This window comes from Streptomyces sp. NPDC054765 (assembly GCF_053612065.1).
In genome coordinates this window covers 41209-65925 of sequence record NZ_JBSHBP010000020.1, presented here as the reverse complement: position 1 = coordinate 65925, position 24717 = coordinate 41209, and the positions used below count along the sequence as shown (strand labels likewise).

The window sequence follows — 24717 nt, the reverse complement described above, 5'->3', positions numbered from 1 at the left end:
CTGCGCCTCACGCCTTCCGGGTGTCCTTGCGGTAGAGCCAGGCCGCGCCGGCGGCGAAGACCAGCAGATACCCGGCCAGGATGGCCATGTCCTTGAGATGCGGCGCCTCTCCGGCCTCCACGGCGGTGCCGAGGGCGGTGTACGCATGCGTGGGGATCCACTCGGCGATGTTCTGCACCCACTGCGGCAGGATCGTCAGCGGCATCCACAGGCCGCCGAGGAATGCCAGCCCGAAGTAGAACAGCATAGCGATGGGGCGGACCGCGTCACCGCTGGCCAGATAGCCGATGGCGACGCCCAGGGCGGCGAAGACGAAGCTGCCGAGCCAGGTGCCGGCAGCAATGGTGATCCACTGCCAGGCTTCGAGCCGGACGCCCTTGACCACGGCGGCGACGAGCATGACCAGCAGGATCGACGGCAGGCTGACGGTCGCGGCGGCGGCCATCTTGGCGGCGACATAGCCGCGTCCGGGCAGGGACGTCAGCCTCAGCTGCCGCACCCAGCCCTTCTCCCGCTCCTTGGCGATGCGCTCGCTGTTGCCCAGCAGCACGGCGGTCATGGCACCGAAGGCGGCCATGGACACCATGAAATAGAGCCCCATGTCGAGCTTCATCCCGGGGATCGGCTTGCTGTCCGCGCCGCCGGCAATGATCAGATACAGCGCCGGCGGGTAGATCACCGAGAAGAACATGAACTTCTTGTTGCGCAGTGCGCGGATGATCTCCAGCTTGATCAGGGTGGTCATCGGGCCGCCTCCTCGGCGGTGGCGGAGGTCGCGTCGGAAGCGGTGGTCAGGGCGATGAAGGCCTGCTCCAGGCCGAGGCCGGAGACTTCGAGATGATGTGGGTAGCAGCCGAGGCCGTAGAGGGCGTGGACGGTGGCGTCGGCGTCGTGCGACTGGATGCGGACCGTGCGGCCGGAGACCTCCAGGGAGGTCAGGGACGGCAGGCCGTGCAGCGCCTCGCGGTCGATCGGCTCGTCGAGCTCGAAGGTGACCCGGCGGGCGCCGGCCCTGGCCTTGATCTCGGCGGCCGTGCCGTCGGCCAGCACCCGGCCGCGGTGCAGCACGATCACCCGGTCGGCGATCTCGTCGGCCTCTTCGAGGTAGTGGGTCGCGAAGAGGACCGTACGGCCCTCCTGGGCCTGCCGGCGCATCGCTGCCCAGAAGGTCTGCCGGGCGGAGACGTCCATGCCGGTGGTCGGCTCGTCCAGCACGATCAGGTCGCCCGCGCCGGCGGTGGCGAGGGCGAAGCGCACCCGCTGCTCCTGGCCGCCGGAGAGCTTGTCGACCAGGCGGTCGGCGATGTCGGTGATCTGGGCGGCGGCCAGGATCTGGTCGACCGGATAGCCGCGCGGATGCAGATCGCGCGCGAGCTTGACCAGTTCCCTGACCTTGACGCCGTCCATCAGGCCGCCGCTTTGCAGCATCGCGCCGACCCTGCCCTGGCCGATGGCGCGCTGCGGGGTCGTGCCGAAGAGGGTCACGCTGCCGGAGTCGGCGCTGCGCAGCCCGAGGAGGAGATCGAGGGTCGAGGACTTGCCCGCGCCGTTCGGGCCGAGAAGGGCGACGGTCTCTCCCGGGGACAGCTCCAGATTCAGGTCGGCCACCGCGCGCACGGCGCCGTAGCTCTTGCTGACCTGCCGGAAGCTGACCACGGGTGCCCGGTCCGCCGTCTGCGCGGCGGCGGCAGTGCTGGTCGCTGTGGTCGTCATGTTCTTCAGCTTCCGGCATCCGCACCGCACGCGGCAGTGTCGGGTGTATGCACTGTGCCATGACATCTGTCATGGGTGAGGCCCCCTAAGGGGCTTCTCGGGGTGAGCCGGGAAACGCCCTGCGGGGGCCTCTTACCTGCGGTTTCGCGCCGGGTGGCGGTCAGTTGCCGTTCGTGGCGATGGTCTGGATCCGCTCGGCCGGGGTGGTGCCGAGCAGGGCCTTGCCGACCGCGCTCGCCACCTCCTCCACGCTGACCGGGTGCTTGGAGCCGTCGCCCTTGGTCACCATGACGCCGTTGAAGGTGTCGCCGTAGAGCGCCTTGAGAGCCGGCCGGTCGTAGTACGGCACCAGGCCGCCGTCGACGATCTTGAAGGACAGGAACTTCGGAATCGACTTCTGCGGGCTGAAGGCGATCGTGTGCGCCGCGTCCGTACGGACCGTCACCATGCCGGACATCGCGGGCTTGGCGAACTGCTCCAGCGCCTTGTCCACCGCGGCCTTGCCGACCTGCGGCTGCTGGACGCTCGCGGACAGCACCACCGGTGCGTCGGTGCCGGTCATGGCGCGGTTGCGGTAGGCGTCGGTGACCTTCTTCTTGGACGCCGTCACATCGATCGCCTTGTGGGGCACGCCGTAGTGCGGCACCGCCTTGCCGTTCTCGAAGGTGATCCCGCCGTCCTTGGCGGCGCCCGACGCCCCCGCGGCGTTCTCCAGCGCGATCTGCAGCTTCTCGTCGTCGACGATCACCGCCGGTTCCGCGGGGCGGGTGCCGCCGAACAGCGAACCGATGACGGAGACGGGGTTGTAGTCCCGGCCGGCCGCCTTGCGGACCGTCGCCTGCGGGTCGATGTCCAGTCCGGCCCTGTCGGGTGCGAGGGTCTCGGCCTTGCCGTCGACGGAGAGCTTGAGCGGTGTGGCACGGCGGCCCTTGAGCGCCGCCTCCAGCTTCTTGACGGCGTCTTCCTTGGTGGTGCCGCCGATGTCCACACCCAGCGCGGTGGTGCCGTTGGGCACGTCCGCGTGGTCGAGCAGCAGACCCGCGCCGTAGGCGACACCGGCCAGGACCACGACGGCGACGCCCACCAGGACGAGCTTGTTGCGGCCCTTCTTGGGCGGGTTGATCGGCTCGGGGATCTTGGGCCGGGGCTTCGGGGCGGCCTGGTCACCGTCATCGCCCGGGGCTGCCGCGAACGGCGACGGGGACGACGGCCCCTCGGCCCCGGGAACCTTCGGGATGCCGCTGACCAGCGTGTCGCCGGACACCCGGCCGCGGCCGCCGGAGCCACCGCCCTGGGCACCCTTCGCGCCGCGCTTGCCCTTGGGGCCGCCGGGCGCCGTGCCCTTCGGACCGCCGGGCAGTCCGCCCCGGACGCCGCCGTCCGCACCGGGGCCGCTGCCCGGCCCGGCGAGCGGCGCCGGCGGCTGGGGGGTGAGCTCCGCGGTGTCGTCGCTGATCTGAGGCGTGCCACCGGCGCCGGGGTCGCTGAAGCCGGGCGGGAGGTTGAGCGCGGAATTGCCGCGCGCCGGCCCGGTCGTGGGGCCGCTCGGACCGCCCGCGGGGGCGTCGAACGGGGTGTGGCCGCCGGCCGGCCCGCCGGGGGCGTCGAACGGCGAAGCGCCGGCGGCGGCCGCACCGTCGAACGGCGAACCGGCGCCCGGCCGGCTCTCGTCGTACGGCGAACCGGCGCCCCGCTGACCGCTGTCGAACGGCGAGCCGCCGCTCTGCCGGGCGCCACTGCTCTGCCGGGCGCCGCCCTCGAACGGCGAGACACCGTCCTGCGGGGCCGGGTTGTCGGAGAAGTACGGCAGGTCGGGGCGCTGTGGCGGCTTGGCGCCGGCGGGGGCGCGCGGCGGGGTGGCCCCGCCCGGAGCCGGCGGCACGGCGTGGGACCCGGTGGAGGACTGACCGCCGGACCCGCTCTGCGGCTTGCGCGGCGCGAACCAGTCACTGGTCTTCTCGGGCCGGCCGCCCGCGGGAGCCTCGTCGGCCGGAGCCTCGGGCCGGGGGGTGTGCGCCGTGCGCTCCGCGTTCCGCTCGCTGCCGCGGGCAGGGCGGGGCGCGCCCCGGGAACCGGCGGAACCGCCGGATGCAGCCGATCCGTTCATGCCGGGCTCCTCACCGACGGGCTTGCGCACGACGACCGGCGGGATGGGGCGCGACCCCGGAATGTTGATCTTGATCCGCGTCGTCAGTGTGGTCTCGGTTTTGGGCTCCTCCGGCTGCGCCGCGGCACCGGGCGCCGGCGCCTCGCCGGCATCTCCCCTGGGCGAGCCGTACGGCGGCGTCCCTGATGGGTACGCGGCTCCGCCACGGCCCTGAGGGCCGGAGGACGAACTGTCAGATTCACGACTCAAAGCAGGTTCTCCCGGTTGGCTCCGCCGCTCGTCAGAGATGATCCCCGGCCACAGGCCGGGGGGTGCCCCCAGGGCGGCGCGACGGCGCGCACCACCATACTGTCCGCCGGGGGCGGGCACCCGGGGAGCGTACGAACACCGCCGCCACGGGCGAACCCCCGGTACCCGGTCCGTTCACCCGGACCCGCGCGGCATCCGTCCCGTTATCGACCACGTCATCCGCCAACTCGGCCGTACCGGACGCCCGTAGCGCGCACCTGGGCCGCGGTGGCGCAGATCACACCGACCAGAATCCCGCCCAGCAGGAAGATGTACGAGCCGAGCCCCGCGCCGAAAAGAAAGTCGCCCTCCGGCCGGATATTGCTGAGCAGCACGAACACCGTCACCAGCCAGGCCGCGCCGGGCATCAGCACTCCCGCCGAGGTGCCGGTCGCCCGGACACCGCCGTAGAAGAGGCCGCCGACACCGGCCAGCGCCAGCATCAACCCGCCGGGGAACCAGGCCGCTTGTACCAGCGTTCCGGCGAACGCGACCAGCACACCGGTGACCAGAAGCAGGACATATATGCCCACTCGTCCCGGCGTCAGCGGCGCGGCCGCCGCGACACCGGCCCGCGACGCCACGGGAGCACCGGACCGCGCACCGGACGTGCCGCCCGACCCCGCCCTGGACCGCCGCCCCTCACCGGACGCCGCGGCTCCCTTGCCGCCGGATGCCGCGCCGCGCTTACCGGAGGCGCTACCGCCGTTTCCCTCGGCGGCGCTCCCGCCGCCCTTCGCCGTGCTCATTCCGCCGCCTCCTCAATCCGGGCACTCTCCTCCATACTCACCATTTCGCCAATACCTGCGAAAAGGTCGTCCTCGCGTGCACCCTTCACGGCGCCCGAGACACCGCGCACCAGCCGATAGTGCTCCGTGCCGAACAGCGGCTGGCCCAAGTCGTTGGAGAGCGCGAAGAACGGCCCGTCGACCGCGATCTGGGTGCAGTGCGCCCGCATCGCCGCGGTCTTCGCGGCCCGGTACGCCCGATCGCCGGTGAGGGACGCCGTGACCTCGGAGTCCGGCACCACCCCCGGCACATCGTCGGCGGTGGCGACTCCGGGGAAGCGGTGACCGGCCGCGCGCAGCCGCGCGAAGCCCTCCTCGACCACCGACCGGGGGTTGCAGTTCCAGTAAATCTTCCCGATCGCATAGGCGCTGCCCAGCTCGGGCCGGAAATCCGCCTGCGCGGCCAGCTCGGCACCGCGCATGGCCACCCGGTGGGCCTGGATGTGATCGGGGTGGCCGTATCCGCCGTTCGGGTCATAGGTGACCAGGACCTGTGGCCTGACCTCCCGGATCACGGCCACCAGATGGGCTGCCGCCTCGTCGAGCGGAGCCTGCCAGAAGGCGTCCGGCCGCTCGTTCTGCCCGGCACCCATCATCCCGGAGTCCCGGTAGCGGCCCGGCCCGCCGAGGAAGCGGTGGTCCGTGACACCCAGGGCCTCCATCGCGGCGGCCAGCTCGCCGGCGCGGTACGGGCCGAGAGCGTCGTCGCGGTCCGGCGCGAGAGCGGCGAGCTCGGGCGGGATGACCTCGCCCTCCTCGCCGAGTGTGCAGGTCACCAGGGTGACCAGCGCGCCTTCGGCCGCGTACTTGGCCATGGTCACGCCATTGTTGATCGACTCGTCGTCCGGGTGCGCATGCACCAGCAGCAGCCGGCGGGCGAAGGCCGGGCGCGCAGCGCTTCCCTCGGAGGGGGACGGCCGGAGACGGGCGGGCTGATCGGTCATACGGACAGCCTACGAGCCGCCCGCCCCGCATCCGGCAGGCGATCCCGGCCGCCACCCGTACGCCCGGCCACAGGGCAGGCGTACGGCGGACGGGACAGGCCGGGGAGGGGTCAGAGCTTGATGTTCCCCAGCATGCCGGCGACATTCGTCGTCAGCTGCTTGATCGTCGGAGCGATGGACGAGCTGGCCAGATAGAAGCCCAGCAACATGCACACAAAGGCATGCACAGCCTTCAATCCGGACTTCTTGACAAGCAAGAAGACGATGATCGCCAGCAGCACCACCGCCGAAATCGAGAGTGCCACGGCGGCTCACCTCCAAGTACTCACGGTCCGAACAGAGTTGATGGTGCACGGTCCGCCTTCACGAACCCGCGCACCGGGGTATGCCAAGGGCTCTTTACCCCGTACCCGCTACGCGCAATGGATCATAACTTTCCGTCCTAGCGCATAAGTCGGAGCACGGAAGCAGAGCGGGGGCGCACACGATCTTCACGAGCGCGACCGCGATGAACCCGTCCCCCTTCAGGGCCTGCCGGCAAAGTCCCGTCCGCCCCGCGGGCGAACGACGCGACGTGAGCGCAGGCCCTAGGCTCGGGCCCATGACCGGACAGCCTTCGTTCCCGCGGCAGTACGCCCGTACGCAGCGCTTCACTCTGGGCGCGCCACGCGGCTACGCCCTCTCCCCCGACGGCACCCGTGTCGTCTTCCTCCGTTCCCGTTCGGGCACCGATCGCAGCCAGCATCTGTGGGTGCTCGACCTGGAAGCGGGACGGGAGTTCACGGCCGCCGACCCGCAGGCCCTGCTGGCCGGCGCGGAGGAGGACCTTCCGCCGCAGGAGCGGGCCCGGCGCGAGCGCAGCCGGGAGAGCTCGGCGGGCATCGTCGGCTATGCGACGGACTCCGCCGTGGAGTTGGCGGCGTTCACGCTCTCCGGCCGGCTGTTCGTCTCCGAACTACGGGCCGGCACCACCCGTGAACTGCCGGTCCAGGGGCCGGTCATGGACCCCCGCCCGTCGCCGGACGGCCGGCAGGTGGCCTTTGTGGCGGACGGCCGGCTGCGGGTGGTCGCGGTGGACGGCACCACGACCGCGGACGGGGGCGACGGCGGCCCTGCGGGCGCCGGGCCGGCGGACCGGGTGCTGGCCGAGCCCGACGGGCCCGAGGTGACCTGGGGTCTCGCGGAGTTCATCGCGGCCGAGGAGATGGGCCGCTACCGGGGCTTTTGGTGGTCCCCCGACAGCGATGCGGTACTCGCCGCGCGGGTCGACGAGGCGCCGGTGCAGCGCTGGTGGATCTCCGACCCCGCCCACCCGGACCGGGAGCCCGCCCGCGTCGCCTACCCGGCGGCGGGCACCCCCAATGCCGAGGTCACCCTGGCGCTGTTCGGCCTGGACGGCTCGCGCACGGACCTCACCTGGGACACCGAGCGCTACCCGTATCTCGCGCGCGTCCACTGGTCGGCGGCCGGGCCGCCGCTGCTGCTCGTCCAGGCCCGTGACCAGCGCGACCAGCGCTATCTGGCCGTCGACACCGCGACCGGAACGACCCGGACGGTGCACGAGGAAGAGGACGAGGCATGGGTCGAGCCGTTCCCCGGGGCGCCGGCCTGGACGCCGGACGGCCGGCTGGTGCGGATCTCCGACGAGGGCGGCGCGCGCAAGCTGTTCGTCGGTGACCGCCCGCTGACCGGGGCGCCGCTGCATGTGCGGGCCGTTCTGGACATCGGCGAGGACGATGTGCTCTTCTCCGCGAGCGGCACCGAGATGCACGACATCGGCGTCTACCGCGCCTGGTTCCGCGGCAGCGGCGACCAGGGCGGCTGGGAGCGGGTGGGCGAGCGCCCGTATCCGACGGTGTCCTCCGCGGTGCGCGGCGGCGCGGTGACCGTGCTGTCGCAGACGTCGCTGGAGCGGCCCGGCACCCAGGTGGACGTGGTGCGGCTGGATCCCGACGGCGGGGAGAAGACCCTCGCCACGATCGGTTCCTGCGCCGAGGAGCCGGTACTGACCGCCCGCCCCCGTCTCGTACTGGCCGGGGAACGCGAGATTCCGTGCGCGGTGCTGCTGCCCGGCGGATATACGGAGGGCGACGGTCCGCTGCCGGTGCTGATGGACCCGTACGGCGGTCCGCACGGCCAGCGGGTAGTCGCCGCGCACCACGCCCATCTGACCTCCCAGTGGTTCGCCGACCAGGGGTTCGCGGTGATCGTCGCGGACGGCCGGGGCACCCCGGGCCGCTCCCCCGCATGGGAGAAGGCGGTCTCCCGCCATATCGGTGCATACGCGCTGGACGACCAGGTCCATGCCCTCCAGGCGCTGGCCGGATCCTTTCCCCTCGACATGGAGCGGGTGGCGATCCGCGGCTGGTCCTTCGGCGGCTATCTCGCCGGGCTCGCGGCGCTGCGCCGCCCCGATGTCTTCCATACCGCGGTGGTCGGCGCGCCGGTGACCGATCTGCGGCTGTACGACACCCATTACCAGGAGCGGTATCTCGGCCACCCGGACGAGGAACCGGCGGCCTATGCGGCGAACTCGCTGATCACGGACGAGGGACTGTCCGGGGCGGTGGAGCCGCACCGGCCGATGCTGATCGTGCACGGCCTCGCGGACGACAACGTGGTGGTGGCGCACTCGCTGCGGCTGTCCTCGGCGCTGCTGGCGGCGGGCCGTGGGCACGAGGTGCTGCCGCTCTCCGGGGTGACGCACATGGCCTCGCAGGAACAGGTGGCCGAAAACCTGCTGCTGCTCCAGGTCGACTTCCTCAAGCGGTCGCTGGGGATGCCTTCCTGAGGACCACACGGGCCGCAGGACGTAGCGCCTCGGGCCCGGGAGGCCGTCTCACCAGCCGGGCGGAAGCCTGGATGGCGGGGGCGGGGCGTGCGGCGGTCGCGCCTCGCCCGGGGCGGAGCCGTACGCCAGCACACCGTCCGCGTCATGGGAGACGTCCGGTACGCCGGGGCGGGCCGCCACGAAGAGCACGGCCGGCCCGGCGGCCGTCAGGAAGGCCGCGGTGCCCGCCGCCGGCCACGCCTGGGCGGGCAGCTCGGCGAGGGGGCCGGACTCCCCGGTGCGTACGGCGAAGACGAGCGCCACGGCCCCGTGCACCAGCAGCAGTGCCGCGGCGGTCATCGCCGCGGGCCTGGCCCAGGCCGCCCGGCGCAGCACCGCGGCCGCGGCCCCCAGCGCCAGCAGCGCGAGCGACGCCGCCTGCCAGTGCGCCGGGGGCTGCAACAGGGCGCGGAAGACGGACGCATCCCCGAGCAGCCCCTTGCGGTAGACGTCCCCGCCGAGTTGCCCGCACCGGTGGATCTCCCAGCCGGTCAGGGCGACGCCGGCGGCGCCCAGGAGGACGGCGGCCGTGACGGCCGGCCCTTTGTACGGCCGGCCGGGCCGCTCCGGTTCCGCTCCGTACGGTGCCGCGTGGACCACTCCGTACGCCGACGACGCCCCCCGGGGCAGCCCGCGGGCGGCGTGCCCGGTGCGCCGGCCCGTCCGGCCGCCGGGCTGACGGCCCGCCACGACCACCACGATGAGTGCGACGGCCAGGGCCAGCTGGGCCAGGACGGTCAGCCGCGCCCGCGCGGTGAGCCCGCTGTCCAGCCCCTGGAGCCGGCCCGCGCCCAGCATCCACACCAGCGGGACCCTCAGCAGTGCGGTGGCGGCAGCCAGCGACAGCAGCGCGCCCGCGGCCACGGACGAGGTGACGGCGCGGCGCAGTGCGGCGACCCCGACGGCGAGGGCGCCGAGCGCCAGCAGCGGATCGAGCGCCGAGGTGGCCCAGACGGTGAACTCCCGCGGCCGGCGGCCCTCGCCCAGCCAGGCCCACCACACATCCGTGGCGTGCCGGGCCATGGTCAGATCCCTGATGATCCAGCCCGCGGCGAGCACCGCGAGCAGCAGGCAGAGCAGTGCGCCGATGCCGCGGGCGCCGCGGGTGAGAACGCCGTCCCGCACTGTGGACACGGCCAGCCTCCCGTCCGTGTCAATGTACCCGGGTGGTCCAGGGCGGCCCCGTACCGGGGTGCCCACCGCAGGTCTACTCCAGTCCCGGCGCGGGGACAACAGACCCGCCAAGAGCGGGGAGGGAAAGCGCCCCGGCACGGCAACCGGCCGGGACGCCGCCTGGCGTCCCGGCCGGTCTACGGCACCCGCACGGCCGTACGTTGTTCATCATGGCGCGTCCGTATATCGGTGTTGCGACAGTGAAGTTGCCTTCACGTTAAAGCGATTGGTGACGATATGTCCCCCATGCCGTATATCCCGCCCACCTGTCAAGCACGCCATGGCGTCAACTTGCGCAATGTTCGCTCAAGAAGTAGACGACCTGTTCACGAGCACACCCGATCCCCTTGACTCCGCCATAAATCACTTGCGAAAGTCCGCTCATCCAGCGGTGCAATCGGTGCCGCTTCACGTTCCTAGAGAACTCGGCGCGGGGGCACTTCGCGATGACTAGTCCATCCCAGACCGCGGGGACCACGACCGACACCCCAGGTGTTGACCCCGACGGCCTGAAGAAGGAAAAGAAGGGCAAGGACGGGGAGCTTGTCGGCCGTTCCCCCGGCCAGCTGATGTGGACGCGTTTCAAACGCGACCGCACCGGCATGATCTGCGCGATCGTCGTGCTCGCCTTCTTCGTCATCGCGGCGCTGGCCCCGGTGATCAGTGCGCTGTACGGCAAGGACCCGTACACGCTCTACGGCAGCAACAATCCCAACCTCCTCGATGAATTCGGATACCCGGCGGGCGCCAACGGCGGAATCTCCCCCGAGTACTGGTTCGGCATCGAGCCGCAGCTGGGCCGCGATGTGTTCATGCGGCTGATCTACGGCATGCGCATGTCGCTCGGCATCTCGGTCGCGGTGACCATCCTGACCGTGATCACCGGCATCATCATCGGTATCACCGCCGGCTTCATCGGCGGCAAGACCGACTACTTCCTCAGCCGGGTGATCGACTTCCTGCTGGCCTTCCCGAGCCAGCTGACCTTTGTGGCCTTCATGCCGGTCGTGGTGGCGCTCTTCGTGCCGCCAGGCGACGAGACCCCGACCTATGTGCGGGTCTGTGCGCTGATCATCGTGCAGTGGTCCCTGGGCTGGATGGGTCTGGCACGGCTGCTCCGAGGGCAGGTGCTCTCCCTGCGGGAGCGGGAGTTCGTCGAGGCCGCGAAGGTCACCGGCGCCTCGCCCTGGCGGATCATCCGTAAGGAGCTGCTGCCGAACGTCGTCACTCCGGTGCTGGTGCAGGGCACCTACATGCTCCCCCTCTTCGTGACCGCGGAGGCGGGCCTGTCCTTCCTGGGCGTCGGCATCGTCGAGCCGACCCCCGACTGGGGTGCGCTGTTCCAGGCAGGCGGGCGCTTCTACGAGAACGACCCCACGTTCCTGCTCATCCCCGCCGTGGCCATGGTGATCTTCGTGCTCTGCTTCAACTTGCTCGGAGACTCGGTACGCGACGCCTTCGACCCCAAGTCCGGGCGCTGATCGTCCACTTGAGGGGGCTTGCTGTCACCCCCGCCGACCGGGCCTGTCCCGGGATGCATCGGACAGCACATCTGAACCTCAACTGACAGGCAGGTGCTTGGAACTCATGAGCCTTTCCACCCGCAGAGCAAGCGCGGTGATCGCGGCCCTGGCGGCCGGTTCACTCGCGCTCACCGGCTGCAGCGGCGGCAGCGGATCCAACAAGGACAAGGCGCAGACGGACGCGGACGCCGCGGCCCAGGCCAAGTCGATCCCGATGGGCACGGTCGCCGACTCCACCGGTCCGGCGGTCGCCGTCAAGGGCGCACGCAACGGCGGCACCGTCCGCGTGTACCAGCGTGACAGCTTCAACCACCTGGACCCGGGCCAGATGTACGTCAGCGACATGAAGGCGCTGTCGCAGCTGATCTTCCGCGGGCTGACCGCCTTCAAGCAGGACGACAAGGGCAACGCCACGGTGGTGGGCGACCTCGCCACCGACGCCGGCCAGATGTCCGACGGCGGCAAGACCTGGAAGTACACGCTCAAGGACGGCATCAAGTTCGAGGACGGCACGCCGATCACCTCGAAGGACATCCGCCACAGCATCGAGCGGCTGTACTCCAAGTTCATCACCGACGGTCCCACCTATGTGCAGACCTGGCTGTCGGGCGTCGGCACCACGTACCGCAAGGCGCTGCCGGAAGGTCCGTACAAGGGCGACCACCTGCCCAAGAGCGTGCTGGACACGCCGGATGCGAAAACCATCATCTTCCACTTCAAGAAGCCGAACTCGCAGCTGCCGTATGCGCTGACGATGCCCGGCTACAGCGCGGTTCCGGACAGCGCGAAGGACACCAAGGACGCCTACGACGTCAAGCCGGTGACCTCGGGCCCGTACAAGATCGCGTCGTTCAAGTCCGGCAAGTCCATGCAGCTGGTGCGCAACAAGAACTGGGACGCGAAGACGGACTCGGTCCGCCACCAGTACCCGGACGGCTTCAACATCACCTTCAACCACCAGGCGTCGGACTCCACCAAGCGCCTGATGGCCGACCAGGGTGAGGCCAAGAACGCGGTGAGCTTCACCAACGCGGTCGACCCCACGCTGACGAAGAACGTGCTGGACAACCCGAGCGCGAGCAAGCGCCTGGTGCAGGGCTACCAGCCCTTCGTCTGGCAGATGAACTTCAACATGGACCGCCTCAAGGACAAGAAGATCCGCGACGCGATCACCTATGCGCTGCCGGACCAGCAGCTCGTCCGGCTCAACGGCGGCAGCTACGGCGGTGAGATCGCCGGCGGTCTGCTCGCCCCGACCGTGGCGGGCTACAAGAAGGGCTACGACCCCTACGGCAAGCTCTCGCACCCCAACGGCGACCCGGAGAAGGCCAAGAAGCTCCTCAAGGAGGCCGGCAAGACGGGCATGAAGCTCGTCTACGCCTACTCCAACACCGAGTCGCGCCAGAAGGAAGCCGTCGCCATCGAGGACGCGCTGACCAAGGCCGGCTTCAACGTGCAGAAGAAGGAGGTCGACGCGGCCTCCTGGTACGAGCAGATGGGCAAGGTCGACAACGGCTTCGACATCTACATGACCGGCTGGGGCCAGGACTGGCCGGACGCCTCGACGGTCATCCCGCCCTCGTACGACGGCACCACCATCCAGGACGGCTCGTCCAACTACTCCCACGTCAACGACAAGCACGTGAACTCCGAGATCGCCCGGATCTCGCAGATCACCGACGTCAAGAAGGCGACCGAGGAGTGGCAGAAGCTGCACCAGTACATCGTGGAGAAGATCAACCCGGCCGCGCCGGCCTTCTACACCAAGGTGCTCCAGCTGTACGGCTCGAACGTCGGCGGCGCCCGCTACAACCTGGATGTCAGCTACCTCGACCCGAACACGCTGTACCTGAAGAAGTAGCAGCAGTGGTGGCTCACCGGGCCACCACCCGACGAAGGCACTCCGGACGGCGCGCACACGGCGGAACGCGCGCCCTCCGGGGCCTTCCCATCCACCCCTCACGCCCACTGCCGCCGCCGTCCTGAGAGCAGCGAACTGCCATGCTTCAATTCCTACTTCGCCGGACGTTCGGCGCTGTTGTCATCCTTTTCCTGCTCAGCGCCTTCACCTTCTTCATGTTCTTCGGTGCCGGTGACCCGGCAACGATGTCCTGCGGAAAGAACTGCACCGCGGACAACATTGCGCTGATCCATCAGAACCTCGGCCTCGACAAGCCGCTGACGACGCAGTACTGGGACTTCCTCGTCGGCATCTTCGCCGGCCGCGACTACTCCATCGGCCACTGCAGCGCCCCGTGCTTCGGCTACTCCTTCGCCACCAAGCAGGACGTGTGGTCGACGCTGCTCGACCGGCTGCCCACCACCGCTTCGCTGGCCATCGGCGGCGCCGCGGTGTTCCTGACCGTGGGTCTGGGCACCGGCCTGCTGGCCGCCTACAAGCGCGGCTCGGTCCTGGACAAGGCGCTCACCTCGATCTCGATGGTGCTGAGCTCGGCGCAGATCTACATCCTCGGTCCGATCGCGCTCGGCCTGTTCGTCTACAGCGGTCTCATGGACTCCCCCAAATACGTGGACTTCGCCTCGAACCCCGCCGGGTGGTTCATGGGCCTGCTGATCCCCTGGATCGTGATGTCGACGATCTTCACCGCGCAGTACACCCGTATGTCCCGCTCGACGATGATCGAGCAGCTCCAGGAGGAACACGTCCGGACGGCCAAGGCCAAGGGCATGTCCCGCTCGTACGTCTTCCTGCGCTACGCGTGGCGCGGTTCGCTGATCCCCATCGTGACCATCCTCGGCATGGACCTGAGCTCGCTGTTCGGCGGCGCGATGATCACCGAGTTCACCTTCCAGCTGGCGGGCATCGGCCGCCTGGCGATCGACTCCGTCACCACCCTCGATCTGCCCATGGTCATGGGCGTGCTGATCTTCAGCGCCGCCCTGATCCTGATGTTCAACATCATCGTGGACGCCTGCTACGCGTTCATCGACCCGCGCGTGCGTCTGGCCTAGGAGAACCACCAGTGACCACACTCACCAAACCCGAGGGTGCGCCGGCCCCGACCGGATCTGATGCGTTTCTCTCCGTTCGTGACCTGCACGTGCGGTTCTCCACCGAGGACGGCATCGTCAAGGCGGTCGACGGTCTCTCCTTCGATCTGGAACGCGGCAAGACGCTCGGCATCGTCGGCGAATCGGGCTCCGGCAAGTCGGTGACCAACCTCGCCGTCCTGGGGCTGCACGACCCGAAGGCCACCGAGATCGGTGGAGAAATCGTGCTGGACGGCCAGGAGTTGACCGGAGCCAGGGAGAAGACCCTGGAGAAGCTCCGCGGCAACAAGATGGCCATGATCTTCCAGGACGCGCTGACCGCCCTGTCGCCGTACTACACGATCGGCCGGCAGATCGCCGAGCCGTTCATGAAGCACACCGGCGCCACCAAGCGCGAGGGCCGGCTGCGCGCCATCGAGATGCTGACCAAGGTCGGTATCCCGCAGCCCGATCTGCGGGTGGACGACTACCCGCACCAGTTCTCCGGCGGTATGCGCCAGCGCGCCATGATCGCCATGGCGCTGGTCTGCAACCCCCAGCTGCTGATCGCCGACGAGCCGACCACCGCTCTGGACGTCACGGTCCAGGCGCAGATCCTCGACCTCCTCAAGGACCTGCAGCAGGAGTTCGGCTCCGCGATCATCCTGATCACCCATGACCTCGGAGTGGTCGCCAACACCGCGGACGACCTGCTGGTGATGTACGCGGGCCGGGCGGTGGAGCGGGGCTCCGTCAAGGAGATCCTCACGCAGCCCCGGCACCCGTACACCTGGGGCCTGTTGAGCTCCATGCCGCGGCTGTCCTCGGACGTCAACGAGGCACTGCACCCGATCCCCGGTTCGCCGCCGAGCCTGCTCAACCCGCCCTCCGGCTGCGCCTTCCACCCGCGCTGCGCCTTCGTGCAGGAGGCCGGCGGTGCCCGCTGCACCGACGAGCGGCCGCTGCTGGAGCTGGGGCGCGCCGCCGCGTGCCATCTGAGCGCCGAGCAGAAGCAGACCCTCTTCACCGAGCAGATCAAGCCCCGGCTGGGCTAGGGAGCGACCACCATGACTGACCACGTCACCCTCCCGGCGCCTCGTGACGCCGCGCCCTCCCCGGGCGAGCCGCTGCTCACCGCCGAGGGCCTGACCAAGCACTTTCCGATCTACGGCGGTTTCCCGTTCAAGCGGAGAGTCGGTGCGGTCCAGGCGGTCGACGGCGTCGACCTGACCGTGCATGCCGGCGAGAGCTTCGGCCTGGTCGGTGAGTCGGGCTGCGGCAAGTCCACCACCGGACGGCTGCTGACCCGGCTCATGGAGCCGACCTCCGGCAAGATCACCTACGCGGGCCGGGACATCACCCACTCCGGCCGCAAGGAACTGGCGCCGATCCGCTCCGAGATCCAGATGATCTTCCAGGACCCGTACGCCTCGCTGAACCCGCGGCAGACGGTCGGCACCATCATCGGTGGCCCGATGGAGATCAACGGGATCAACCCGCCCGGTGGCCGGGAGAAGCGGATCCGGGAGCTCCTGGAGACCGTGGGTCTCAACCCGGAGCACTACAACCGCTTCCCGCACGAGTTCTCCGGCGGCCAGCGCCAGCGCATCGGGGTGGCCCGCGCGCTCGCCCTGGAGCCAAAGCTGATCATCGCGGACGAGCCGGTCTCCGCACTCGACGTCTCGATCCAGGCGCAGGTCGTCAACCTGCTCCAGAAGCTCCAGCGCGAGCTGGGCATCGCGTTCCTGTTCATCGCCCACGACCTGGCGATCGTGCGGCACTTCAGCGAGCGCGTCGCAGTGATGTACCTCGGCAAGATCGTCGAGGTCGGATCCCGCGACGAGATCTACCACCGGCCGCGCCACCCGTACACCCATGCCCTGCTCTCGGCGGTGCCCGAGGCCAAGCTGGTGGAGAGCGAGGAGGAGGACCGCGAGCGCATCCGCCTCGCCGGTGACGTCCCCTCCCCCGTCAACCCGCCCTCCGGCTGCCGGTTCCGTACGCGGTGCTGGAAGGCACAGGACAAGTGCGCGACCGAGGAGCCGCCGCTCGTCCAGCTCACCGGGAACAAGGCCGGTCACCTCACGGCCTGTCACTTCCCCGAGGAGCCCACGACCGCGGCCCGGGACGAGGACATCGTCCTCGACCCGGCGCTGGCGGCCATGGAGGACATCGAGCCGGCCGGCGAGGCCGGTAGGACCGACTAGCCGGTCCCCTCGCCGCCGGCCGGAGCCGGAGCCCGCTTCCCCTGGGGGAGGCGGGCTCCGGCTTCTCTCATTCGCTCGGTACCACCTGCCGCTCCCGGGCGAAGTGACACGCCGAGGCATGCGCGGCCGGCCCCTGCGTCTGCCGGAATTCCGCGGGCACTTCCAGTGGCGGCACCACGTCCGCGCACAGCTGCCGGGCCTTCCAGCAGCGGGTGCGGAAGCGGCAGCCGGAGGGCGGGTGGGCGGGCGAGGGGACATCGCCGGCCAGCAGGATGCGGTCGCGGTGGGTGCGGGCGTCCGGGTCGGGGACGGGCACGGCGGACAGCAGGGCCTGGGTGTACGGGTGGGTGGGGTGTGCGTAGATCTGCTCCTCGGTGCCGATCTCGGCGAGCCGGCCCAGGTACATCACCGCGACCCGGTCGGAGATATGCCGTACGACGGACAGATCGTGGGCGATGAAGACGTACGACAGGTCGAACTCGTCCTGCAACTGCTCCAGGAGATTGACCACTTGAGCCTGCACGGAGACATCCAGCGCGGAGACCGGCTCGTCGGCGACGATGATCTCCGGGCGCAGCGCAAGGCCGCGGGCGATACCGATGCGCTGGCGCTGTCCGCCGGAGAACTGGTGCGGATAGCGGTTGATGTACTCGGGGTTGAGCCCCACCACATCCAGGAGTTCCTGGACCTTTCTGCGGCGGTCTCCCTTGGGGGCCACTTCGGGGTGGATCTCGTACGGCTCGCCGATGATGTCGCCGACGGTCATCCGGGGGTTCAGGGAGGTGTAGGGGTCCTGGAACACCATCTGGATGTTGCGCCGTACGGCCTTCAACGCCCGGCCGGAGAGGGTGCTGATGTCCTCGCCGCGGTAGCGGATCTGACCGGCCGTCGGCCGTTCGAGGCCGACCAGCAGCTTGGCAACGGTGGACTTGCCGCAGCCCGATTCGCCGACGATGCCGAGCGTTTCGCCCTTGTGGAGGCCGAAGGAGACCCTGTCGACGGCCCGGACCGCGCCGATCTGTTTCCTGACGACCACGCCCCGGGTGAGCGGGAAGTGCTTGACCAGGTCCCGGACCTCCAGGAGCGGTACCGGCGTACCGGCCGCCGGCCCCCCACCGTCACCGCGCGCCACCGAGGGTCTCCTTCCAGAAGTGGCAGGCGCTGGCCCTGCCGGGTCCGGCTTCGTAGAGCGGCGGGAGATCGCTGCGGCAGATGTCCTGGGCCATCGGGCAGCGCGGATGGAAGGGGCAGCCCGGTGGAATGGCGGTCAGATTGGGCGGCAGGCCCTTGATCGCGTACAGCCGCTGTCCCTTCTGGTCGAGCCGCGGGATGGAGTCCAGCAGACCGCGGGTGTACGGGTGCGCGGGCGCTTTGTAGAGCTGGTGGACGGGGGCGGTCTCGACGATCCGGCCCGCGTACATCACCGCGATGGTGTCGGCGACATCGGCGACCACCCCGAGGTCATGGGTGATCAGGATCAGGCCCATGGTGAGTTCGCGCTGCAGCTCCGCGAGCAGGTCCATCACCTGCGCCTGGACGGTGACATCCAGCGCCGTGGTCGGCTCGTCCGCGATGATCAGGTCGGGGCCGAGGGCCAGCGCCATCGCGATCATGATGCGCTGGCGCATTCCGCCGGAGAACTGGTGCGGATAGTCGCCCACCCGCTCCCGGGCCGCGGGGATGCCGACCCGCTCCATCAGCTCCAGGGCCCTGCCACGGGCCTCCTTACGGGACATCCCCTCGTGGACCTGGAACATCTCCCCGAGCTGTGCGCCGACGGTGAGGACCGGGTTCAGCGAGGACAGTGCGTCCTGGAAGATCATCGCCATCTTCGCGCCGCGGACCCTGCGCCGCTCGTCCTTGCGCAGGGTGAGCAGATCGCGCCCCTGGAAGACGATCTCGCCGCCGGTGATGAACCCCGGCGGTGAGTCGAGGATGCCCATCACGGCCTGTGCGGTGACGGACTTGCCGGAGCCGGACTCCCCGAGCACCGCCAGCGTCTGCCCCGGCGCCACCCGGTAGCTGACCCCGTTGACGGCCTTCGCCACGCCGTCCCTGGTACGGAACTCGACCCGCAGATCGCGCACGTCGAGCAGCGGCGGTTCGGCGACGGCGGTCACGTCGCCGCCCGCGGACTGCGGGTCCGCCTCCTGGTTCGTCATCTTCCCGCTCCTCAGCGCAGCTTGGGGTCGAGGGCGTCGCGTACCGCGTCGCCGAGCATGATGAACGCCAGCACCGTGATGCTCAGCGCGCCCGCGGGCCACAGCAGCATGTGCGGCGCACTGCGGATGTACGGGGAGGCCGTGGAGATGTCGATGCCCCAGGAGACGGTGGGCGGTTTCAGGCCCGCACCCAGGTAGGAGAGCGTCGCCTCCAGCGCGATGTACGTACCGAGCGCGATGGTGGCGACGACGATCACCGGCGCGACGGCGTTCGGTGCGATGTGCCGCAGCAGCATCCGTCCGTTGCCGGCGCCCAGCGCCCGCGCGGCCTGGACGTAGTCGTTCTGCTTGGCGGTGACCACGGAGCCGCGGGCGATCCGGGAGATCTGCGGCCAGCCGAGCAGCACGATGAAGCCCACCACCGGCCAGACCGTGGTGCTGGTGACGACGGAGAGGAAGACCAGGCCGCCGAGGATCACCGGGATGCCGAAGAAGATATCGGCGAGCCGGGAGAGCAGGGTGTCCCCCCAGCCGCCGAAGAACCCGGCCAGCCCGCCCAGCAGGCCGCCGAGCAGCGCCGCGCCGGTGGTGGCGCAGACCCCGACGGTGAGGGAGGCGCGGGCCCCGTAGACGACGCGGGTGTAGACGTCCCGGCCCTGGGTGTCGAAGCCGAAGGGGTGGCCGGGCTGGGATCCCTGCTGCGCCTTGGCGAGGTCCGCGCGGTAGGGGTTGCCGGTGGCGATCAGCTGCGGCCAGATCGCGATGATCACCAGGAAGACGATCACCAGCGCGGAGAGGACGAAGACGGGGTTGCGGTACAGATCGTGCCAGGCGTCGCTCCACAGGCTGCGGGGCTTGCCGAGGGGCTCCCCGCCGGGCGGCGGGGCCGCGCCGGGCCGCCGCTCCAGCGACTCCGCCTCGCCGATGGCCAGTGCGGCGGAGCCGCCGTCGCCATGGCTGACCGCTTCCTTCGGGACGTAGGACTCAGGCATAGCGGATCCTCGGGTCGAGGACGGCGTACAGCAGGTCGACGAGGAGATTCGCCAGCAGGAAGACCAGCACCAGGATGGTCACGAAGCCCACGACGGTCGGCGAATTCTGCCGCAGGATTCCCTGGTAGAGCTGGAATCCGACGCCGTGGATGTTGAAGATGCGCTCGGTGACGATCGCGCCGCCCATCAGGGCGCCGATGTCCGTGCCGATGAAGGTCACGACCGGGATCAGCGAATTGCGCAGCAGATGACGGGTGATGACCCGGTGCCGGGGCAGGCCCTTGGCGATGGCCGTACGGACGTAGTCGGCGCGGACGTTCTCCGCGATCGAGGTGCGGGTCAGCCGGGTCACATAGGCGAGCGAGACCAGCGCCAGCACCAGTCCCGGCAGCAGGAGTTCGTTCAGCGGCGCTTCCGGGGCGACGGACGGCGCGGCCCAGCCCCACTGCACCCCGAACAGGAACTGCAGCAGATAGCCGCTGACGAACGTCGGGACGGACACCACGACAAGGGTGAGGACCAGCACCGTGGTGTCGATGTCCCGGCCGCGCCGCAGCCCGCTGAACACCCCCAGCACGATGCCCACCACCATCTCGATCACGATGGCGACGATCGTCAGCCGGAGCGTGACGGGAAAGGCGGAGGCCATGAGTTCGGTGACCGACTGGCCGTTGAACGCGGTGCCGAAGTTCCCCTGGAAGATCTGCCCCATGTAGTGCACATACTGCTTCCACAGCGGCTCATCGAGGTAGAGGTCGCGGCGGATCTGCGCGGCGGTGGCGGGATCGGGTGCCCGGTCGCCGAACATCGCGGCCACCGGGTCGCCCAGCGCATAGACCATGAAGAAGATGAGGAACGTGCTGCCGATGAACACCGGGATCATCTGAAGCAGCCGCCGGATCACATAGCGTCCCATGAAGCGCCAACCTCCCTCACACCGCCGTCAGTTGACCTTGATTTCGTTGTAGACCGGCACGCTGAACGGATTCAGCGACACATTGCTGATCCGGTCCGAATAGCCGCCGCTGCCGTTCTGGTACCACAGCGGAATAGCCGGCATCTGCTGGGCGAGGATCTTCTCCGCGTCCTGGAATTTCCCGACGGCCTGGCCGGAGTCCGTTGCCGCGTTCGCCTCGTTCACCAGCTTGTCGAAGGTGTGATTGCTGAACTTGCCGTCGTTGGACGAGGCGTTGGTGTAATACAGCGGCTGCAGAAAATTCTGGATCAGCGGATAGTCCATCTGCCAGCCGGCCCGGAACGGCCCGGCCATCCGCTTGGCCGTGATCTTGTTCCGGAAGTCGGCGAAGGTCCCGACCGGGTCCCCGACACAGGCATTGTCGTTCCCCAGCGACTTGTTGATGCTGTTGCAGACGGCATCGATCCAGTCCTTGTGGGACCCCGTATCGGCGTTGTACGTGAGGGTCATCTTCCCGCCGGGAATCCCGCCGCCCTCCTGGATCAGCTGCTTGGCCCCGGCCGGGTTGAACACACAGGAATCGCCACACAGCCCCGCCTTGTACCCGCCACCCGCCCCCAGCACCGGCGAGGTCCAGTCCGTGGCGGGCGTCCGGGTCTTCTGGAAGATCTCCCGGGTGATCTGGTCCCGGTCGATCGCCATCGAGAGACCGCGCCGCACCTTCTCTGCGCCGGGGTGGTTCCACCTCTTGTCGTACATGGGGAAGGTCAGGGTCTGGATGATCCCGGCCGGCTGATTGATATAGCGGCCCCCGAGATCCGACTTCACATGCGTGAGCTGCGCGGCCGGCACATCATCGACCAGATCGAGATTGCCCGCCTGCAGATCGGTATAGGCGGTGTTGTTGTCCGTGTAGACCCGCAGATCGATGCCGCCGTTACGCGCCGGATCGGGGCCCGGGTACTTCCCCCACTTCCGCATCCGCAGCACGGACCCCTTCTCGTAGGAGTCCACGAGATACGGCCCGTTCCCGACGGGCTTCCGGATCCAGGCGTCATGGTTGCGGAAGAATGCCTGCGGGAGCGGCATGAAGGCCGAGTAGCCCAGCGTGTCCGGCCAGCTGGAGAACTTCTGGTTGAGCTTGACGGTAAAGGTCTTGTCGTCCTTCACCACCAGACCCGACATGGCCTTGGCCCGCGGGCTCCCGCTGTCCGGATGCACCTGCGCAAAGCCGTCGATGTATTGGAAGAAAGCCGCGTTCTTCTGCTTGTTGCCGAGCAGCGCCCCGTAATTCCAGGCATCCACGAAAGACTTGGCGGTGACCTTCTCACCGTTACTGAAGGTCCAGCCGCGCTTCAGCTTCACGGTGAAATTCCGGGAATCCGCCGTCTCGATCCGGTCCGCGATCACATTCTCCGCCGCACCCGTCTTCGGGTTGTAGCGCTTCAGCCCCCGGAACAGCATCTCCAGAACCTTGCCGCCCTGGACCTCATTGGTGTTCGCCGGCTCCAGCGGATTCTGCGGATCACCCCAGGACGAGCTGACCACCCCGGAACGGCCGGCCCCCGCGCCGCCCCCGCACGCCGTGGCCACGAGGGCGACGGCGAGGGCGCAGACGCCCCACTTCGCGCGCGTGGCTCTCCGCATGACGCCTCCTCAGGTCCGGATCATGCCTATCCCACATAAGATCGCAAAGGGGGACGTAGCGCACTTCGGCGGTGGCTGCCACTGCTCCGAAAACCTGAGAAAACCCTCGGATGCCCGAGCGGGAACGGGAACGGGAACAGATCGGGAACGGGAACGACACCGGATCGGGAACGGGAACGACACCCGATCGGGAACGGGAACGACACCCGATCGGGAACGAGTCATACCACCATCCTGCCGCCGCCCACTGACAACGCCGTCCGCGGACGGACCCCACCGCCGCCCAGGACGGCGAAGGGCGCCCCTCACGCGGAGGGGCGCCCCATCACTTCGCGCCGGGATGCCCGGCGGCAGGCATTACCGCTTGGCGCGGGACGCGGTGCGGCCGCGCTCCTTCTGGTCCAGGACGACCTTGCGGATGCGCACGGCCTCCGGGGTCACCTCGACGCACTCGTCGTCGCGGCAGAACTCCAGGGACTGCTCCAGGGAGAGCTTGCGCGGCGGGACGATCGCCTCGAACGAGTCGGCCGAGGAGGAGCGCATGTTGGTGAGCTTCTTCTCCTTGGTGATGTTGACGTCCATGTCGTCGGCGCGGGAGTTCTCGCCGACGATCATGCCCTCGTACACCTCGGTGCCCGGGTCGGTGAAGAGCACACCGCGCTCCTGGAGGTTCGTCATCGCGAAGGCGGTGACGGCACCGGCGCGGTCGGCGACCAGCGAGCCGTTGTTACGGGTCTTCAGCTCGCCGAACCACGGCTCGTGGCCCTCGTGGATGGAGTGCGCGATACCGGTGCCGCGGGTGTTGGTCAGGAACTCGGTACGGAACCCGATCAGACCGCGGGACGGGACGATGAACTCCATGCGGACCCAGCCGGAGCCGTGGTTGGACATGTTGTCCATCCGGCCCTTGCGGGTGCCCATGAGCTGGGTGACGGCGCCCATGTGCTCCTCGGGCACATCGATGGTGATGCGCTCGATCGGCTCATAGGTCTTGCCGTCGACCTGCTTGGTGACCACCTGCGGCTTGCCGATGGTCATCTCGAAGCCCTCGCGGCGCATCTGCTCGACCAGGATGGCCAGCGCCAGCTCACCGCGGCCCTGCACCTCCCAGGCGTCGGGGCGCTCGGTCTCCAGCACGCGCAGCGAGACGTTACCGATCAGCTCGCGCTCCAGGCGGTCCTTGACCTGGCGGGCGGTGACCTTGCGGTCCTTGACCGCGGACTTGGCGTCCGCGCCCTTGCCGGTGCCGCCGCGGCCGACCAGCGGGGAGGTGTTCGTCCCGATGGTCATGGAGATCGCCGGCTCGTCGACCGTGATCAGCGGCAGCGCGATCGGGTTCTCCGGGTCGGCCAGCGTCTCGCCGATCATGATGTCGGGGATTCCGGCGACCGCGCAGATGTCACCGGGGCCCGCCTTCTCGGCGGGCTTGCGGGTGAGCGCCTCGGTCATCATCAGCTCGGTGATGCGGACGCTGGAGACGGTGCCGTCGCGCTTGATCCAGGCGACGGTCTGCCCCTTCTGCAGCTCGCCCTGCTCGACCCGGAGCAGCGCGATACGGCCGAGGAAGTTGTCCGCGTCGAGGTTGGTGACGTGCGCCTGCAGCGGGGCGCTCTCGTCGTACTCGGGGGCCGGGACGTGCTCCAGGAGCGTGGTGAAGAACGGCTCCAGGTTGGTGCTGTCGCCCGGGACCGTGCCGTCCTCCGGCTTGGTCAGCGAGGCGACGCCGTCACGGGCACAGGCGTAGACGATCGGGAACTCGATCTGGTCCTCGTCCGCGTCCAGGTCCAGGAACAGGTCGTAGGTCTCGTTGACGACCTCGTCGATCCGGGAGTCGGGGCGGTCGGTCTTGTTGATGCACAGGATGACCGGCATCCGGGCCGCGAGGGCCTTGCGGAGCACGAAGCGGGTCTGCGGCAGCGGACCCTCGGAGGCGTCGACCAGCAGGACGACCGCGTCGACCATCGACAGACCACGCTCGACCTCGCCACCGAAGTCGGCGTGGCCGGGGGTGTCGATGATGTTGATCGTGATGGGGTCCCCGCCGTCCTTGGGGTGATACTTCACCGCCGTGTTCTTGGCGAGGATCGTGATGCCCTTCTCACGCTCCAGGTCGTTGGAGTCCATCATCCGGTCGTCGAGCTTCTCGGCGGCGTGCTCGGCGAACGATCCGGCCTGCTTGAGCATGCCGTCGACGAGGGTGGTCTTTCCGTGGTCGACGTGGGCGACGATGGCAACGTTACGAATGTCGTGACGGGTGGGCATACTGGCGGCGCTTCTCCCGGAATCGTGGGTGGCGACGCGTCCATCCGGTACGCGCGCCCGCCGGGCATCTCAGCACGCCACGGCCTCACCCCATGGTACGTGGCTGCGGCGGCAGCAGCCGCCGCAGCCCGTCCATATAGCCTCTGACTTGCTATTTCTTGCTCTTTCCGAGCA

At 69.4% G+C, this 24717-nt stretch carries 19 protein-coding genes; 6 read left to right on the top strand and 13 right to left on the bottom strand.

The genetic code is table 11. The features are described 5' to 3' along the window. Positions 1 to 7: 7 nt before the first annotated feature. The 6 genes from ACWGJY_RS15560 to ACWGJY_RS15535 form a co-directional block, all read right to left on the bottom strand. Complete coding sequence (locus ACWGJY_RS15560; RefSeq protein ID WP_453261324.1) at positions 8 to 745, bottom strand: ABC transporter permease; 738 nt, start codon at positions 743 to 745, stop codon at positions 8 to 10. After that, positions 742 to 1713 carry an ABC transporter ATP-binding protein gene (locus tag ACWGJY_RS15555; RefSeq protein ID WP_453261323.1) on the bottom strand — a complete coding sequence of 324 codons (972 nt, stop codon included), beginning with the start codon at positions 1711 to 1713 and terminating at the stop codon, positions 742 to 744. Before ACWGJY_RS15555 ends, ACWGJY_RS15560 begins: the two co-directional genes overlap by 4 nt. Positions 1714 to 1873: 160 nt before the next feature. Then, positions 1874 to 4069 carry a hypothetical protein gene (locus tag ACWGJY_RS15550; protein ID WP_453261322.1) on the bottom strand — a complete coding sequence of 732 codons (2196 nt, stop codon included), beginning with the start codon at positions 4067 to 4069 and terminating at the stop codon, positions 1874 to 1876. Between the two features lie 215 nt (positions 4070 to 4284). After that, positions 4285 to 4857 carry a DUF6113 family protein gene (locus tag ACWGJY_RS15545; RefSeq protein ID WP_453261321.1) on the bottom strand — a complete coding sequence of 191 codons (573 nt, stop codon included), beginning with the start codon at positions 4855 to 4857 and terminating at the stop codon, positions 4285 to 4287. Further along, positions 4854 to 5840 carry an N-acetyl-1-D-myo-inositol-2-amino-2-deoxy-alpha-D-glucopyranoside deacetylase gene (gene mshB / locus ACWGJY_RS15540; protein WP_453261320.1) on the bottom strand — a complete coding sequence of 329 codons (987 nt, stop codon included), beginning with the start codon at positions 5838 to 5840 and terminating at the stop codon, positions 4854 to 4856. Before mshB ends, ACWGJY_RS15545 begins: the two co-directional genes overlap by 4 nt. 110 nt (positions 5841 to 5950) lie before the next feature. Further along, on the bottom strand, positions 5951 to 6145 hold the full coding sequence (locus tag ACWGJY_RS15535; protein WP_453261319.1) for a hypothetical protein: 195 nt from the start codon (positions 6143 to 6145) through the stop codon (positions 5951 to 5953). Positions 6146 to 6441: 296 nt separating this feature from the next. Here ACWGJY_RS15535 and ACWGJY_RS15530 point away from each other — a divergent pair, with 296 nt between their 5' ends. Next, the gene (locus ACWGJY_RS15530) at positions 6442 to 8631 is read left to right on the top strand and encodes a prolyl oligopeptidase family serine peptidase (RefSeq protein ID WP_453261318.1); all 2190 of its coding nucleotides are present in this window, start codon (positions 6442 to 6444) and stop codon (positions 8629 to 8631) included. A gap of 48 nt (positions 8632 to 8679) precedes the next feature. Here ACWGJY_RS15530 and ACWGJY_RS15525 read toward each other — a convergent pair whose 3' ends face one another. After that, the gene (locus ACWGJY_RS15525) at positions 8680 to 9804 is read right to left on the bottom strand and encodes a hypothetical protein (protein ID WP_453261317.1); all 1125 of its coding nucleotides are present in this window, start codon (positions 9802 to 9804) and stop codon (positions 8680 to 8682) included. A 485-nt stretch (positions 9805 to 10289) separates the two neighbouring features. On the opposite strand from ACWGJY_RS15525, the gene ACWGJY_RS15520 reads away from it, so the two are divergent. The 5 genes from ACWGJY_RS15520 to ACWGJY_RS15500 all read left to right on the top strand — a co-directional run bounded on the left by ACWGJY_RS15520 (position 10290) and on the right by ACWGJY_RS15500 (position 16564). Continuing rightward, positions 10290 to 11324 (top strand): ABC transporter permease, encoded by a 1035-nt coding sequence (locus ACWGJY_RS15520; protein ID WP_453261316.1) that lies wholly within the window; start codon positions 10290 to 10292, stop codon positions 11322 to 11324. A gap of 106 nt (positions 11325 to 11430) precedes the next feature. Then, positions 11431 to 13227 carry an ABC transporter substrate-binding protein gene (locus ACWGJY_RS15515; RefSeq protein ID WP_453261315.1) on the top strand — a complete coding sequence of 599 codons (1797 nt, stop codon included), beginning with the start codon at positions 11431 to 11433 and terminating at the stop codon, positions 13225 to 13227. A 140-nt stretch (positions 13228 to 13367) separates the two neighbouring features. Next, positions 13368 to 14339, top strand: a complete 972-nt coding sequence (locus tag ACWGJY_RS15510; protein ID WP_453261314.1) for an ABC transporter permease — start codon at positions 13368 to 13370, stop codon at positions 14337 to 14339. Between the two features lie 11 nt (positions 14340 to 14350). Next, complete coding sequence (locus ACWGJY_RS15505; RefSeq protein ID WP_453261313.1) at positions 14351 to 15412, top strand: ABC transporter ATP-binding protein; 1062 nt, start codon at positions 14351 to 14353, stop codon at positions 15410 to 15412. A gap of 12 nt (positions 15413 to 15424) precedes the next feature. Then, positions 15425 to 16564: an ABC transporter ATP-binding protein gene (locus ACWGJY_RS15500; RefSeq protein WP_453261312.1), complete on the top strand. Its 1140-nt coding sequence runs from the start codon at positions 15425 to 15427 to the stop codon at positions 16562 to 16564. Between the two features lie 67 nt (positions 16565 to 16631). Here the strand turns inward: ACWGJY_RS15500 and ACWGJY_RS15495 are convergent, their stop codons facing one another. The 6 genes from ACWGJY_RS15495 to typA form a co-directional block, all read right to left on the bottom strand. Further along, entirely contained in the window at positions 16632 to 17696 is a 1065-nt protein-coding gene (locus tag ACWGJY_RS15495; RefSeq protein WP_453261311.1) for an ABC transporter ATP-binding protein, read from the bottom strand. Next, complete coding sequence (locus tag ACWGJY_RS15490; RefSeq protein ID WP_453261310.1) at positions 17683 to 18726, bottom strand: ABC transporter ATP-binding protein; 1044 nt, start codon at positions 18724 to 18726, stop codon at positions 17683 to 17685. The genes ACWGJY_RS15495 and ACWGJY_RS15490 overlap by 14 nt, the downstream gene beginning before the upstream one ends. Positions 18727 to 18737: 11 nt before the next feature. After that, entirely contained in the window at positions 18738 to 19718 is a 981-nt protein-coding gene (locus tag ACWGJY_RS15485) for an ABC transporter permease (RefSeq protein WP_453261309.1), read from the bottom strand. After that, complete coding sequence (locus ACWGJY_RS15480) at positions 19711 to 20634, bottom strand: ABC transporter permease (protein ID WP_453261308.1); 924 nt, start codon at positions 20632 to 20634, stop codon at positions 19711 to 19713. The genes ACWGJY_RS15485 and ACWGJY_RS15480 overlap by 8 nt, the downstream gene beginning before the upstream one ends. Positions 20635 to 20661: 27 nt before the next feature. Further along, complete coding sequence (locus tag ACWGJY_RS15475) at positions 20662 to 22281, bottom strand: peptide ABC transporter substrate-binding protein (RefSeq protein WP_453261307.1); 1620 nt, start codon at positions 22279 to 22281, stop codon at positions 20662 to 20664. A gap of 357 nt (positions 22282 to 22638) precedes the next feature. After that, a complete protein-coding gene (gene typA, locus ACWGJY_RS15470; protein WP_453261306.1) occupies positions 22639 to 24543 on the bottom strand; it encodes a translational GTPase TypA in 1905 nt (634 codons plus the stop codon). Between the last annotated feature and the right edge of the window lie 174 nt (positions 24544 to 24717).

What these genes read in the sequence shown, in the direction of transcription:
- ACWGJY_RS15560 (WP_453261324.1), bottom strand. Translation starts at nt 745, where the DNA reads ATGACCACCCTGATCAAGCTGGAGATCATCCGCGCACTGCGCAACAAG.
- ACWGJY_RS15555 (WP_453261323.1), bottom strand. Translation starts at nt 1,713, where the DNA reads ATGACGACCACAGCGACCAGCACTGCCGCCGCCGCGCAGACGGCGGAC.
- ACWGJY_RS15545 (WP_453261321.1), bottom strand. Translation starts at nt 4,857, where the DNA reads ATGAGCACGGCGAAGGGCGGCGGGAGCGCCGCCGAGGGAAACGGCGGT.
- mshB (WP_453261320.1), bottom strand. Translation starts at nt 5,840, where the DNA reads ATGACCGATCAGCCCGCCCGTCTCCGGCCGTCCCCCTCCGAGGGAAGC.
- ACWGJY_RS15530 (WP_453261318.1), top strand. Translation starts at nt 6,442, where the DNA reads ATGACCGGACAGCCTTCGTTCCCGCGGCAGTACGCCCGTACGCAGCGC.
- ACWGJY_RS15520 (WP_453261316.1), top strand. Translation starts at nt 10,290, where the DNA reads ATGACTAGTCCATCCCAGACCGCGGGGACCACGACCGACACCCCAGGT.
- ACWGJY_RS15515 (WP_453261315.1), top strand. Translation starts at nt 11,431, where the DNA reads ATGAGCCTTTCCACCCGCAGAGCAAGCGCGGTGATCGCGGCCCTGGCG.
- ACWGJY_RS15510 (WP_453261314.1), top strand. Translation starts at nt 13,368, where the DNA reads ATGCTTCAATTCCTACTTCGCCGGACGTTCGGCGCTGTTGTCATCCTT.
- ACWGJY_RS15500 (WP_453261312.1), top strand. Translation starts at nt 15,425, where the DNA reads ATGACTGACCACGTCACCCTCCCGGCGCCTCGTGACGCCGCGCCCTCC.
- ACWGJY_RS15490 (WP_453261310.1), bottom strand. Translation starts at nt 18,726, where the DNA reads ATGACGAACCAGGAGGCGGACCCGCAGTCCGCGGGCGGCGACGTGACC.
- ACWGJY_RS15485 (WP_453261309.1), bottom strand. Translation starts at nt 19,718, where the DNA reads ATGCCTGAGTCCTACGTCCCGAAGGAAGCGGTCAGCCATGGCGACGGC.
- ACWGJY_RS15480 (WP_453261308.1), bottom strand. Translation starts at nt 20,634, where the DNA reads ATGGGACGCTATGTGATCCGGCGGCTGCTTCAGATGATCCCGGTGTTC.
- ACWGJY_RS15475 (WP_453261307.1), bottom strand. Translation starts at nt 22,281, where the DNA reads ATGCGGAGAGCCACGCGCGCGAAGTGGGGCGTCTGCGCCCTCGCCGTC.
- typA (WP_453261306.1), bottom strand. Translation starts at nt 24,543, where the DNA reads ATGCCCACCCGTCACGACATTCGTAACGTTGCCATCGTCGCCCACGTC.